This window comes from Pseudomonas sp. LBUM1644, from assembly GCF_059716195.1.
In genome coordinates this window covers 2326708-2340376 of record NZ_CP166812.1, presented here as the reverse complement: position 1 = coordinate 2340376, position 13669 = coordinate 2326708, and the positions used below count along the sequence as shown (strand labels likewise).

The window sequence follows — 13669 nt, the reverse complement described above, 5'->3', positions numbered from 1 at the left end:
CTCACAAATCCACCGATTGCGTCCGTACCAGGGCCTGATACACCTTGGTTTTTTTTATTGTAGTCTCAGGAATATCTGCCCACCGCGGGGCTTGCTTGATCATTCAGATGATTCGCCAACCTCAGGGCAAGCTGCAAAAGCGGCATGGTCGGGTTACTGGCGCCGCCCGTAGCAAAAACACTGCTGCCGGCCACGTAAAGATTGTCGGTACCGAACACTTTGCAGTTTTCGTCGACGACCCCGAATTCAGGTGACGTCGCCATCCGTGTGGTGCCCATATGATGAGCATGGGGATTCACCTTCGGCGGTAAAGACAGGTCATAAACACTATCGTCCAGTTTGACAAAACCCAGCCCTGCATCGGCAAAACACTTGGCCATTTCCAGCCCTATGCATTTAATGCTTTGCCTGTCTTCAGGGCTCAGGGCCCAATTGACGTTGGCCTTGCGCATGCCTAATGCATCGCGCTCTTCGAGCAACGATATACGGCTATCGCGGTTGGGAAATTGCTCGATCAAGGTGGTAATGACCCCATCCCCGGGACAATAGAACTTGGTAATGAAGTCGACCTTGTGCGCCATTCCTATTTCGCAGGTGAGATTTTCGAAGAAGCTCTTGATAGCCGCCGTGCGGCCATAGGATTTCACTTCCTGTAGCAGCGAAGCGGACACGTTCCCTTTGCCTGACCGATATTCGGCCACGAATGCATCGGTCGTGAAGTACTGTCGAGGCTCTGTACTCTGCCCGTCTCTCAGGATGAAGGTGCCCAGGCTCATATTCAGGTGTTCCATGAAACACCTTCCGGCGAAACCATCCTTGCTGATGATGCCGCCAGCCGCCAACGACTCGCTGTTGAGCAGTTGCCTGGCGTTTTCAATCGCGCCCGTTGCCAGAATGAAATTCCTTGCCACAACGCGCTCTCGGCTCAGCGCGTAATCAGACACGACCACGGCCGCTACGCGACCGGTATTGCGGTCAAATTCAATATCGACACAGTTGCAATTGAGAAAGACATCAAGCCCCTCTGTCTCCTGCAGGTCGCTGGCATATTTTTGCGCAAATCGTGTTGGCGCGCTGAGCAAGAAGCGGTCCGCTTCAAAATCATTGTCACCCATGGACGCGTTGATGGTCTTGAATCCGCTATCCGCTGGAAGATCGAGGATAGTCATGGCCTCTGGCAGATGAGCCTCGATCTCGGAAAACGCGATCGGCCAACCGGGCAAGCCCACGGGAGGAGCCACGGCAAAGTCAGACGGCTCGAACGGACGGCAACGCCCGGCCCAATGATTGGACGTTCCGCCGAGATAGCGCAGGCGTGTTTCCTCAACGTACGCATTGAGGCCTGACGAAGTGCACGTGTAGAGCGCTTGGGAGTTCTGCGAATACTCGTGCCCCCCTCCTTCGACGAGCAGCACGCGCCGACCAGAACTGGCCAGGCGCAATGCCAGTGTAATGCCGGCGGGCCCTGCCCCTACGATGCAAAAATCGTAGGCGTCGCGGAGTTCTTTCTGTGATTGGTAATCTTTGATCATGCTTGTGCTTGCCGGAAATGCTGGGCAGGCAATACCCACCCGTTGATCACGACAAATTCGGTTTTGCCAGCGGAAGGCCGAGCAAGCACCGAGGAAAATCCAAATGCCAGTCCCCCAAAACTCAATACGGCAACTCCCTGGAGGAAACCTCTGCGCCCCATCACAGAGGTATTCAAATCAAGTTCATTCATGATTCAAAGCGCCCCGACATTCAAATTGAAAACAGCAAGCATTTGGGTCACGTCAAAACCATTTGGCAATGCCCAATACTACCTCCCCACACAACGCCCCGACCACCAACATTGGCAGCACTACCAGCTCGCGCTTGATATCGAAAAGCCCCACACGACAATTGACATACACGATCAGTACAAGTGTAGGAAAGGTATGCAGGGCAACGGCCCAAATCCCATATTTCACCCCGCCAATAGCCAGCAGCAGAGGCAGCAGCACCCATAATGAGACGGCGCGAATAATGTTATCCATGGCTTGGTACTTTGAGAGCCCCAAGGCAAGCCAGGCTTGATGCGCCAGGGTGAAACGCAGGGTGAAAAAAGACAGTGAAAGGATGGCCATCATGTCGCCAGCCTCGGCATAACGATCATCGTATAGCACGTGGATGATGAGTGGACTGATGGTCCAGAGCAGCCCGCAGCTGAACAGCAACGCGATATCGATAATCAATCTGAAACGGTAATACAACGTGCGCAGCCGCACAGTGTCATTGGTTCGTGCAGCCTCGCTGAAGGCGGGCAAGGCGACGTAACCGGCCAACCGCTGCACGGCGAGTTGAAGGGCCCCCAGCAGCAACACGGCAATCGAGTAGACACCCAGTTCCGCGGCCGACATGCTGCCGCCGAACCAGATGCGATCGCCGTTCATGGCCAATACGCCCACGGCGGAAGACAACAGAATCCAACGACCGAAAACGACCAGTTCCTTGAGTGTGGAACTGTCCCAGTGCAGATGGTTTGCCGGGCCCTTGAACCAGAAATGCCCCAGCAGCGTGCTGACTAAAGCCGAGATCAGGCCTGCACCGACCAGCGCCCAAATCGACCGGGTGAAGTAACCGATGATCAGCATCACCACCAGGCCGGCGACCTGGGACGCAAACTCGGTGAGGACGACTTTTTTCTGCTCGAAGGCGCGAACGGCCACGTCGACTTTTGTCGACTGGAATCCATAGATGATCGCGGAAAAACCGGTCAAGGCCAGCACCAGCGGCAACTCCGGCGCCGCATAAGTGGAATGGGGCGACCACAAATTGATGACTTGCGCAAACCACGCGAAGCCGGCGATTGCCAGGGTGAAAGCAAAAAGAATAAAGCCGCGGATGATCTGCACGGTCCAGACGGTATTGAGAAACACGGGATCGTCGCCACGCGGGCTCTGGATAACGTTCTGGCGCAAGCCAACATCGGACAGCAAGTGCAGAATCACCGAAACGGTGGTGGCGATCACCATGATGCCGAACATTTCGGGCATCAATAAGCGGGCCATAATGAGGTTGCCGCCCAAACGAAAAATTTGAGATGTAATGATCGCCCCGAGGTTCCATGCCCCGGCAGATATCGCTCGCCTGCGCAGGCTCAACGGTGGCGATAAATTAACTGACCGCATAACATCAACCCCGGACTAAATGGCACGAAAGGTACTATAGTCGCATTTTGCCATTCCACTAGTAGCTGTCGTTCACCAATTGATAAGTCCAATCACCCATGCCTGAACACTTTCGCGCGTTAGTCGTCATTCTGATTCTTGCCGCTGTGGTTTTTGCGTTTGCACGCCGACCCGCGGAGGATCTGATCCCTCGCAACGACTTCACACGGCGTCGCAACCTGTGGTTTGCATTGACGCTGCTGGCCTTTATCTCACACAGCTTCTGGGTGTATGCGGGCGTCACCGCCATCGTCTTGACCGTGGCACGCAAACGCGAGCGCAATCCCTTGGCGCTGTTTTTCCTGCTGCTGTTTCTTGTCCCTCCGGCCTCGGCGCAGATTCCCGGCATGGGCCTGGTCAACTATTTTTTTGCGCTTAACCATGTTCGCCTGTTGGCATTGTGCATTTTGCTGCCGGCTTTTCTTTCGCTGCGCAGGCGATCGGACACGCTCTCTTTCGGGCGCACCTGGCCCGACAAACTGCTGGCAGCCAACCTCGTGCTGACGAGCCTGCTGTACCTGCGCGAAACCACGGTCACCGACACATTGCGCCAAACGCTCTACCTGTTCATCGAAGTGTTTTTGCCTTACTACGTTGCCAGCCGGGCGCTGAAGAACCTCAGCGACTTCAAGAACGCGCTGTTGGGTTTTGTGCTCGCTGCCATGGTGCTGTCACTGATTGGTCTCTTTGAATTTTCCAAGAACTGGCTGCTGTACAGTGCGCTGACCGACGCCATGGGCATGCAATGGGAGATGTCCAGCTACTTGAGTCGTGGTGGTTCCTTGCGCGCCAGCGTCACCACCGGCCAGGCCATTGCGCTGGGGTTCGTGATCAGCGTGGCCATCGGCTTTTACCTGTACTTGCAGGAGGACGTACGCAGCCGAATGCAAAGAACTCTCGGCGCGCTCCTGCTCGCCGGTGGCCTGTTCGCACCGCTGTCGCGCGGCCCCTGGATCGGTGCCGCCGCCATGATCGTCGTGTTCATCGGCGCCGGCCGCAAAGCGGTCAAACGCCTGATGCTGCTGGCGGTCGCCGGAATGCTTGCCCTGCCCCTGCTGGCCGTCGTACCGGGCGGACAAAAAGTGCTCGACCTGCTCCCGTTCATCGGTACGGTGGAAGTAGAGAACATCACCTACCGGCAGCGCCTGTTCGATAACGCTTTGATCGTTATCCAGCGCAATCCGTGGCTAGGCTCCTTCGATTACCGCAACACCCCGGAAATGCAGTCCTTGCTTCAGGGCCAGGGGATTATCGATATCGTGAACACCTATATCGGCGTAGCGCTGTCGGTCGGGTTGATTGGATTGGCTCTCTTCATGCTTTTTTTCGCCAGCATCCTGCAGGGCATCAACAAGGGCATGCGTTCGTTTCCCGACAAAGACAATGAGGTACGCCGACTCGGGCGTGCGCTCCTGGCGACGCTGGCCGGGGTCCTGATCACCATCGTTACCGTCAGCAGCATTACGGTCATCCCCGTGGTGTATTGGTCGGTGGCGGGACTGGGCGTTGCGTATGCCCAGATGGCGCGCAGGCTCAAGCAAACCTCACCTGCAGTCACTGCGAGTGCCCACCTTCAACTCCGGTAACCTCATGGCCACGTTTTTTCGCCGCACCCGTTTGCTGCTTCCAGTTGTTTTGTCTTTTGCTATTTGGCCATGCAGCACCTGGGCCACGGACTGGGTAGCCAGCGTCGATGACCAGAGCGGCCTGCCAATGCTGGCGAACGGCGGCAACCCTGCGATCGCTTCTTCATTCCTGTTCTTTGAAGGCAACTGGGGATGGACGGGCTTTCCGACCGAGTTCAAGGTGAACGGGCCCTTCAATTACTCGCTGACAGGCCAGAACAAAACGCTGGACTTCGACCTGGCAGCGAACATCCAGAAGGATGGCGAACAGAAGCTGACGTGGAATTTTGCCCTCGATGCGCACAGCACGAGGTCGGACGTCATGGGCGGCGGCGTCGTCTTCAAGTTCGACCCTGCGCTGTTCACCGCAGAAATGGGTGAGCCCGTGTTGCTCCCCGACAACAAAGGCTGGTCATGGGGGAACGCGCAAGGACGACGCATCGAGATGCGTTTTGAACCTGCGCTGGCGAGTGTGTACTTTGAACCGGGTGATAAATCCGAGGTGCGTGCTTTTTTCTACAAAGACACGATCAAGCCCGGCCGCCAGAACATCAAGGCCACCTTAAGCATTTCGGGTGATGTGGCACTCGGCCCCACCCCTTCCGAGCGCTTCGGCCTGGCGGATCCAAAGAGCTGGCCGAGCGACAAGCTCGACGTTAATACCTCGCCAGTCGACCTGTCCTTTCTTAACGCGGCCGAAAAACCTGCAGGCAAGCGCGGATTCGTCAAAGCATCCGGCGAGCAACTGCTATTCGCGGACAACACCCCCGCACGCTTTTGGGGGACCAACGTCACGTCGTATGCGCTGTTCCGCACGCCAGACGATGAAATCAAACTGCAGGCCAAACGCCTATCGGCACTCGGCTTCAATCTCGTGCGACTTCACCACCATGACTCCCCTTGGGTCAGCCCGAACATTTTCGGCGACCCGAGCCTCACGCGTGACACCCAACAACTCAGTCCGGAGTCACTGAAGAAAATCGACTGGTGGATCAAGTGCCTGAAAGACGAGGGCATTTATGTATGGCTGGATATGCACGTCGAGCGCGCCTTCACTGCAAAAGACAACATCTATGGCTTCGAGGAAATGCCGAAAAACAGCAGCGGGAACGCCGATCTCAAGGCCTATGCCTATGTGAACATCACCATTCAGCAGGCGATGAAGCGCTTCACCGCTGCCTATTTGAACCACGTAAATAGCTACACCGGCCTCGCTTACAAGGACGATCCAGCGGTCGCCGCTGTTTTGATCACCAACGAAAACGACGTCACCCATCACTATGGCAATGCCTTGCTGCCAGACAAGAACGTTCCCAAACACAGCAAGCTGTACATGCAAGCGGCCGAGGGCTTTGCCAAGCAACATGACTTGTCGTCCAGCAAAACCTGGCGCGCCTGGGAGCCTGGCCCTTCCAAGCTGTTCCTTAACGATCTGGAACGAAATTTCAACGTCGAGATGATTCAACACCTGCGCTCAATTGGCGTGAAGGTACCTATCGCGACGACCAGCAGTTGGGGCGGCAATGGCCTGAACTCCTTGCCGGCCCTGACCGTCGGCGACGTGGTCGACGTGCACAACTACGGTGGCCTTGGGCAGCTCGAGAAAAACCCACTGACCAGCGCCGGTTTGGTCGACTGGATTGCCGCCGGCCAAGTCACCGGCAAGCCCCTGACCGTCACCGAGTGGAACAACGAACCGTTCCCGACGTCCGACCGCCACTCGCTGCCTCTCTATGTAGCCGGCACCGCCAGCCACCAGGGCTGGGATGCACTGATGCAATACGCCTACAGCCAGGAACCGCTGACCGGCGAATGGATGACTGCCGGCAACTGGCACGCTTATAACGACCCGGCACTGTTGGCCACCCTGCCCGCCGCCGCCCTGCTTTATCGTCGTGCAGACGTTCGCGAAGCCAACACCACATACGTGTTCGCGCCAACGCCAGACACGCTGTTCAACCGGCAACTCACGGCGGCCAACTCTGTGCTGCTGCGCACCGCCATGGAGAAAAGCAAGCTGCAAATCGCCATGCCCCAGACGCCGGAACTCCCCTGGTTGCAGCCGGGCATTATCCCGAGCAATGCACAGGTGTTTCATGACCCTGAACAGTCGCTGCTGGACGCCAATGCCAGCGAGTCGACAACAGACACAGGTGAAATAAAGCGCAACTGGAAAAAAGGCGTCTACACCCTCGACACGCCACGCACCCAGGCCGCAACCGGCTGGATCGGTGGCGAGTCGATCAAGCTTGGCAGCATCCAGGTGCAAATGAAGACGGCTAATGCCAGTGTGGTCGTGCAAAGCCTGGACAACGCGCCAATCGGCCAGTCGCAGGATTTGCTGATCTCCCTGGGCGCCCGCGCCATCCCCAAAGACGGCGACAAGACACCTTTCTATGTCGAGCCTCTCGAAGGCACACTGTCGATCCAGGCAGCGCAAGGCCTGACGCTGTTCACCCACGGCATCCTTGCGCAAATGAAGGCGCTACCCGCGACCTACGCCGATGGACGCTACACGATCAAGTTCGACGGTAGACAAGCGACGAATTGGTTGTTTCTGAAAAAAAGCGTCGCTCGCTGACGCTTCAATCTGCAGTTGCACAGCAACAGTTTCCAGGAGGACAGGATGAAATTTTTGGTGGTTGGCGGTGCAGGTTATATCGGCTCGCACATGGTGCAGCATCTGCTGCGCGCGGGTCACGAACTGGTGGTGGCAGACAACTTTTCCACGGGCCACCGCAGCGCTCTGGTGGGCGGGAGACTCGTCGAACTGGACATCGCCGACGCGCAAGCCCTGGACAGCTTGTTTGCCGCCGAACAGTTTCATGCCGTGTTCCACTTCGCTTCGTTCATCCAGGTCGGTGAATCCGTTGTCGAACCGGCCAAGTATTACCAGAACAATTTGGCCGCCACCCTGACACTGCTGCAAGCCATGGTTCGCGCGGGGGTCAAACACTTCATTTTTTCCTCGACCGCCGCCGTCTATGGCGACCCGGTGTACGTACCCATCGACGAGGACCATCCCAAGGCCGCGATCAACCCTTATGGCCGCAGCAAGTGGATGGTGGAACAGATGCTTGAGGATTTCGACCGCGCCTATGGGTTGAAATCGGTTTGCCTGCGCTACTTCAACGCCGCTGGAGCAGACCCTGAAGGACAGCTGGGTGAACGCCATGAACCGGAAACCCACCTGCTGCCACTGATCCTGCAAGCCGCCTCCGGCCGGCGCGCCAACATTACCGTCTACGGCCGTGATTACGACACGCCTGACGGCACTTGCATCCGCGACTACGTCCACGTGACCGATCTCGTTGCCGCTCATGCACTGGCCGTGGATTATCTGCAGGCCGGTGGTGCGAGCACGGCTTTTAACCTCGGCAACGGGCAAGGGTTCTCAGTGCAGCAAGTGATAGAGACTGCGCGCCAGGTGACCGGCCAGGATATTTCCGTCAGTGAAGCGCCACGCCGTGCCGGTGATCCGCCGCGCCTGGTGGCTGACCCACGAAGGGCCTATACCTTATTGGGTTGGCAACCGCAGTTTGCCTCACTGGAGCAGATCGTGACGCACGCCTGGCGTTGGGAACAGAAGCACCCTTGGCACTGAGAATCGGCGCTGGCGTGAAAACGCCTGGCGCCTGAGGGTGACGCTCTAGTAGTAAGAGCGGTTTTGCGGTTCGCCCTTGTTCAGCACCGTGCCAATCAAGTTGGCGGTGCCCAGGTGATGCAGGCTTTCCTCGATCTCTTTCTTGCTGTTACTGCCATTGGCAACCACCAGCAGGACGCAGTCGAACTTGGGCAGGACGGTAATCACATCATCGGAACTCAACAACGGCGGCAGATCGAAAATCACGATTCGTTCGTTGTAGCGCTCGCGCAGTTCGGTAATCAAATGGCTCACCGCGGGCGAAGACAGCACCTCAGTGGAGTGCGGAATCGGCTCACGCGTCGGCAGGACCACAAAGCGCGGCAAGGTCGGGTTCACCAGCACCTCTTGCAGCTCTGCTTCATCGGCCAACAATTCGTTGAGCGACTTCTCCATCGGCAGGCCCAGGCACGCGCCCACGGTCGGACGACGCAAGTCGAAATCCACCAGCAAGGCCGTCTTCGTCGTGTGATGGGCGATGCTCATGGCCAGGTTGATCGCCAAAACTGTCTTGCCCGCCTCCGGCGTCGGCGAGGTAATGGCGAGCGTGCGCCAGCCATTTTCCTCCATGATTTTTAAAACTTGCGTACGCAGCAGGTCAAACGCCGCGCTCAGCGTCGAATTCTTGTTGTAAGCCACAATGCGGTTACGTTCGAGATGATCCAGCCGCAGCGGCACCACTCTTGTTTGCACATAACTGAGCGCATTCAGCCCCGCGGACTGCGCGGTCGCTGTCAGCGCCTTTGGCGTTGTCACGAGACCTGATGAAGGCTGTTGCCCGGAATTCTCGGTATCGGGCTTGATTATTTCCATGTCTATATTCCTTATGCAAACCGGCCCAGCGTTTTAAAGACTAGAAGGTCCAGAGGCATGTAGAGGAAGTGCAGTAGCACCAAAAAGATCGCAATCAGGACGAGCCCACCGACGATAACAAACGTTCGCCACTTCCTGCGACGTGCCAGTTCCGCCTTGGTGTGAATATAGGGGATGGAAGCCAATACGCGCCTGCCCACCACACTGCCCAGGGCTTCCGCACCACGCACGCGCTGACTCAACATTTCGAGGAGCATCACCAGTGCACCAGCGCCCACCGGGGCCAGGACAAAGCCCATGGCAACCACTTTCTTGCGGTTCGGTCTCACCGGTTTTTCGGGCATCAACGGCGACTCAAGCAGAACGAAACGCTCCGCTTTGTTTTCCTGCTCCAGGCTTTCGGAAATCTTCGCACCCATTTCCTTCGTGCGAATCTCCTCATATTTTTTACGTGCGTTGTCATGATCGCGCATTAGCGTGACCAGGCCACGCTCGACTTGCGGCGTCTCAAGGATCTGCGCCTCGTAGGCATCAATTTTGCCGAGTAGTTCGCGCTTTTGATCGGCCAGCGAGTTGATTCGTGCTTGCGAGGCAGCGACACGGGCCTGAGCCTTGGCAACGTCCAGACTGACCGGTGCCACTGAGCTGCCGCCTACACCCGGGGCAGACTCAAGCGCAGCAATCTTGCGCTTGACGGCGCGCACATCGGGGTGAGCTTGCGTATACAGCGACAACAACCTGGCGTACTCGGCCTTGAGGCTACCCAAGTCCTGTGGTTTATCAGCAACCGCACCTGTCGCCCCTGGCTTGGTAGCGACTCCGGCACTGGCTGCGGAAACCTCGAGTTCATTAAAACGCAACTCCTCGCGGGCCGCCTTGTAGTCGCGGTCGACCTCTTTTAGCTCGGTTTCGGCGCGCGACAACATGTTCATGCGCAATTCCTGATGCTCAGGCAGTGCGTTGGCGTGTGCCTGCTTGAAGTCCGCCAACCGGTTCTCCAGGGCTTCCAGTTCGACCCTGAGCTTGTCCGCCTCTTGCGTCAGGAACTCGGTGGTCTCGCTGGCGCGTTCGGTGCGTTGCTTGATGTTTTCATCCAGAAACAGCGTCACCAGCTCGTTGGCCACTTTGTTCGCAATTTCGGGCTCGCGGTGCTCAAAGCCTAACCGGAACGCGATTGTCACTTCTCCGCGGCCCTTGACTGCAGCGCTGACCAAAGAGACGGTAATCGCATTGCGCATTTCGTCGATTTTCTCGGTAAGGCTCAACGGCCTGCTTTGCGAAGAAAAAAGATTGTATTTGTTGATGATCACTTCCAGATGCTCACGGGTCATCACACGCTGGCGAATGACTTCGATGCGCTCATCGGCAAAGGTATTGTTGTTCGCCGCCACCAGGTCCGGTGAGATTTGCTGGGACTCGACCAGAATCGTGCCGGATGACTCATAGGTAGGCGGGAGAGAGACCGCGACCATGACGCACACGCCGAGGATGACCACAAAAGTCAGGATCAACAGCACGGCTCGGTGTTTGATGATGGCGATGTAGTCGTTGACCGACATTTCGTATTCAGAAGTCATAGTTTTCACAGAGCTGAATGTCAGAAATCCGGGTGACTATAGGTCAAGGTCAACCCGACGACGTTTGCGGTGGCATCCGGCAAGCCATCTTGCTGGCGTTCTTTGTACGTGTAGGATAGGCGCGCCACCCAAAAAGGCGAGAGCTCCTGGCTGAACCAGGCACCGGCATCGCGCAGGGTATTAGGCGTCAGCCCCTTGGTTTTTTGCCATGAAGTATCAAAACCGGCACGACGGGTCTCATCGAGGGCATAACTCCACAGGCCGTTCAGGCTATCAACCTCGACAAAACCGCCGTCGCCGCTGGCGACAGTACTTCGACTGGCGTCGAAGCTGGTATCGATACGCTCACCGGTATAGCGCAGCGAAAAACCGCCCTGGCCGGTGGGGCTGCTGTTCGTGCCTGAGACTTGATTGACACCTGCGTAAACCGAACCCTTGAGCCGGTCAGAGATGTCATAGTTCAAGCCGACAACGGGGGTATAACTGTTTGAGGATGCCACCGCAGATCCCTTCTCCGGTTCATAACGCTTCGCTCCAAAACGCGTGAATAACTCCACACGCTCGCTCCATGCATAGTTCAAGCTCAAGCGGTTCGCCAACTCATCATAGTTGGTCAGCGTGTCGACGTCGTAAGTGACGTGGGTGTAATCGGTTTCGTTAACAAGGGTCGTACGCTCACTGAGCGCCGTGCTCCAGTTGCCGCCGACCAAGGCCAGCTTTTGCGTACCATCGGGGGCAACCACGCCGGTTTCCTGAACCGCGGTAGAGAGCGTCGAGCTCTCGATATACTGCGCCTTGAGTCCAAAACCACCGGTTTCGGTCTCGCGCTGCCACCCGATCTTCAAATCGGGGTCTTCACGGTCCGAAACGATGGACGTATCGGACGACCGCACCAGGTTGACCCCAAGGCCGAAATTCCACTGATCCCGGTCGGAAGTACCGACGAGCGTGTAATCGGGGGCAATGATCGTACGCGTCACACCCTTCTTGTTGCTCGTAACGAGCACGGGGTTGCTGTCGTACTCGACAGTAGAGGGCACAACGATACCCGATTGCCAGGTGGCGGCATGGGCCACACCGGAATACGGCATGATTAGGATGGCCGTCGCAATTCCGGTCGTTCGCAGCACAGGCAAGGTAATCCTTATTGCATCACGCAAGACTAAGGCACGACCAGCGTATCGCCGGCCTGGAGTTGGATATTGGTCGACATGTCATCGCCGGAAATCAGGTCACTGTAGTGAACCGGCAGCACCACTTGCTTAGAGCCTGTGCGCCGAATGACCTTGATTTTGTCTGTGTTGGCGAACTTGTCGAAACCACCCGTATTGCTCAGTGTTTGCAGTACGTCAAGCGAGCCCGGCATCGGCACTGGACCTGGTTTCAACACTTTGCCCTGCACGTAGACGACGTTGCCTTCGGTGCTTTGGATAACAACGCTGACATTCGGATCGGGAATGTATTTTTCAAGCGCGGTAGCGATTTTCTTCGCGGCTTCAGTAGAGTCAAGCCCCTGAACCTCGACTTTCCCCGCCAACTGGTAGGTAATGCTGCCATCGGGAAGCACGCGCACTTCCTCGCGCATCTTGTCTTCGCCCCAGACGGAAATAGCAACTTTGTCGCCCGGTTTCAGCTTGTAATCCGTGGTGTTTTCATCAGCACTGGAAACGCCGGGCAAAATAGCCAGCGCGCACAGAACAGGAATTAGTGAACGCAACATTGGGATCCCTCCGCCTAAATGGCCATGCAAGGAGTTTCACATAAAAACGGGGCCAAATCACCTATCCCATTTCGCGTCAAAGAAGCGATCAAACATCGCCTCTGGCGACCCCTTTCCGCTGGCACGACACGCCAACTATCGGAAAAGCAGTCTATAAAATCAAAAATAGCGTTATTTAACAAAAGGTTGGAGTAATACATGCAATCTCCGGCACCCGACGTCAAAATTACATCTACCCAAGCACTTACTGCAACTTTGAAATTAACCGATTTCAATCATTGCAAATAAAGCACCCTCTAAAAACAACAACTCTTGCGCACTCAATCAAACTTAATCTGTTTCCGGCATTTAACTTACCCGTTCTCAATCCGAAAACTAATAAATCAATACCTATACCTTCCGCCGATTGGCAACCACGATAAAACCAAGCAGCGCGGAAGAAAACAACCAGGCCGCCGCAGGCAGCGGTACAGCATTGGATTGATTGGTAAAAGAGTCAGCCTCAACCGCCAGGCCTTTATCCTGGATAGACAAATCAACCACTAACGGGGCATTGGAAAGAGCCGCCATTAAACCGTCGCACGATAAAGTATTGACGGAAACACCAGTCCCCGATTGATTAGAGTTGCTGTTGAGCTTGGCCGGTTGGGCATCATCGAAGTATTTATCGGTGATAGAAGAAGGCCCGCCAAGAACGTTTCCAAAAGCATACAGTGCCCCACTCGGGTGCTCTTCCAGAGCCGCACCAAGTTGAGGCACTGAATCCCCGCAAGAATTACCTATGCGACTAATTTCATAGGCCAAACTGCTCGCGTGAGCACCAGAAATCGCTGCGCCATTCAGGAGCATCAACAACAAAACGTTTTTAATCACAAGTTTCGTATGCATAACACCGCCTCCCTGCGCAGAGGGTAGCTGCTGTGTGGATGAAGGAATTTCGTATCAGGTTAAGTGAAATGTATAAGCACATCGCCATTACGTCAATAGCTCGTCACAATAATAAATCAAAATATAAATTTTCACGAAATGGCGTCAATATAACGCCACATGATTGAGATCGTACCTCATTCAAACGCGCTATCCATATGAAAAAGCCTGAG

At 56.1% G+C, this 13669-nt stretch carries 11 protein-coding genes; 3 read left to right on the top strand and 8 right to left on the bottom strand.

The genetic code is table 11. The features are described from left to right. Positions 1-65 precede the first annotated feature (65 nt). The 3 genes from ACA052_RS10570 to ACA052_RS10560 are packed head-to-tail and all read right to left on the bottom strand — an operon-like array spanning position 66 to position 3152. Complete coding sequence (locus ACA052_RS10570) at positions 66-1532, bottom strand: GMC oxidoreductase (RefSeq protein WP_497649610.1); 1467 nt, start codon at positions 1530-1532, stop codon at positions 66-68. Then, positions 1529-1723: a hypothetical protein gene (locus ACA052_RS10565; RefSeq protein WP_497649609.1), complete on the bottom strand. Its 195-nt coding sequence runs from the start codon at positions 1721-1723 to the stop codon at positions 1529-1531. Before ACA052_RS10565 ends, ACA052_RS10570 begins: the two co-directional genes overlap by 4 nt. A 52-nt stretch (positions 1724-1775) precedes the next feature. Beyond that, positions 1776-3152 (bottom strand): oligosaccharide flippase family protein, encoded by a 1377-nt coding sequence (locus ACA052_RS10560; RefSeq protein WP_497649608.1) that lies wholly within the window; start codon positions 3150-3152, stop codon positions 1776-1778. Positions 3153-3250: 98 nt separating this feature from the next. Between ACA052_RS10560 and ACA052_RS10555 the strand changes: the two genes are divergently transcribed. From ACA052_RS10555 to galE, 3 genes are read left to right on the top strand one after another with little or no spacing between them, the layout of a single operon-like run. After that, on the top strand, positions 3251-4777 hold the full coding sequence (locus ACA052_RS10555) for an O-antigen ligase family protein (RefSeq protein WP_497649607.1): 1527 nt from the start codon (positions 3251-3253) through the stop codon (positions 4775-4777). A gap of 4 nt (positions 4778-4781) precedes the next feature. Beyond that, positions 4782-7397 (top strand): glycosyl hydrolase family 5, encoded by a 2616-nt coding sequence (locus ACA052_RS10550; protein WP_497649606.1) that lies wholly within the window; start codon positions 4782-4784, stop codon positions 7395-7397. A 45-nt stretch (positions 7398-7442) separates the two neighbouring features. After that, positions 7443-8420, top strand: a complete 978-nt coding sequence (galE, locus tag ACA052_RS10545) for a UDP-glucose 4-epimerase GalE (RefSeq protein WP_497649605.1) — start codon at positions 7443-7445, stop codon at positions 8418-8420. A gap of 45 nt (positions 8421-8465) precedes the next feature. Here the strand turns inward: galE and ACA052_RS10540 are convergent, their stop codons facing one another. The 5 genes from ACA052_RS10540 to ACA052_RS10520 all read right to left on the bottom strand — a co-directional run bounded on the left by ACA052_RS10540 (position 8466) and on the right by ACA052_RS10520 (position 13457). Continuing rightward, on the bottom strand, positions 8466-9272 hold the full coding sequence (locus ACA052_RS10540) for a CpsD/CapB family tyrosine-protein kinase (RefSeq protein WP_497649604.1): 807 nt from the start codon (positions 9270-9272) through the stop codon (positions 8466-8468). Positions 9273-9283: 11 nt separating this feature from the next. After that, the gene (locus ACA052_RS10535) at positions 9284-10849 is read right to left on the bottom strand and encodes a GumC family protein (protein ID WP_497650297.1); all 1566 of its coding nucleotides are present in this window, start codon (positions 10847-10849) and stop codon (positions 9284-9286) included. A 20-nt stretch (positions 10850-10869) separates the two neighbouring features. Further along, positions 10870-11985 (bottom strand): hypothetical protein, encoded by a 1116-nt coding sequence (locus ACA052_RS10530; RefSeq protein WP_497649603.1) that lies wholly within the window; start codon positions 11983-11985, stop codon positions 10870-10872. A 26-nt stretch (positions 11986-12011) separates the two neighbouring features. Continuing rightward, positions 12012-12569 carry a polysaccharide biosynthesis/export family protein gene (locus ACA052_RS10525; protein WP_497649602.1) on the bottom strand — a complete coding sequence of 186 codons (558 nt, stop codon included), beginning with the start codon at positions 12567-12569 and terminating at the stop codon, positions 12012-12014. A gap of 390 nt (positions 12570-12959) precedes the next feature. Next, positions 12960-13457, bottom strand: a complete 498-nt coding sequence (locus tag ACA052_RS10520; RefSeq protein WP_497649601.1) for a hypothetical protein — start codon at positions 13455-13457, stop codon at positions 12960-12962. Positions 13458-13669: the final 212 nt, after the last annotated feature.

Coding starts and splice junctions, on each gene's coding strand:
- ACA052_RS10570 (WP_497649610.1), bottom strand. CDS start 1,532: ATGATCAAAGATTACCAATCACAGAAAGAACTCCGCGACGCCTACGAT.
- ACA052_RS10565 (WP_497649609.1), bottom strand. CDS start 1,723: ATGAATGAACTTGATTTGAATACCTCTGTGATGGGGCGCAGAGGTTTC.
- ACA052_RS10560 (WP_497649608.1), bottom strand. CDS start 3,152: ATGCGGTCAGTTAATTTATCGCCACCGTTGAGCCTGCGCAGGCGAGCG.
- ACA052_RS10555 (WP_497649607.1), top strand. CDS start 3,251: ATGCCTGAACACTTTCGCGCGTTAGTCGTCATTCTGATTCTTGCCGCT.
- ACA052_RS10550 (WP_497649606.1), top strand. CDS start 4,782: ATGGCCACGTTTTTTCGCCGCACCCGTTTGCTGCTTCCAGTTGTTTTG.
- galE (WP_497649605.1), top strand. CDS start 7,443: ATGAAATTTTTGGTGGTTGGCGGTGCAGGTTATATCGGCTCGCACATG.
- ACA052_RS10540 (WP_497649604.1), bottom strand. CDS start 9,272: ATGGAAATAATCAAGCCCGATACCGAGAATTCCGGGCAACAGCCTTCA.
- ACA052_RS10535 (WP_497650297.1), bottom strand. CDS start 10,849: ATGACTTCTGAATACGAAATGTCGGTCAACGACTACATCGCCATCATC.
- ACA052_RS10525 (WP_497649602.1), bottom strand. CDS start 12,569: ATGTTGCGTTCACTAATTCCTGTTCTGTGCGCGCTGGCTATTTTGCCC.
- ACA052_RS10520 (WP_497649601.1), bottom strand. CDS start 13,457: ATGCATACGAAACTTGTGATTAAAAACGTTTTGTTGTTGATGCTCCTG.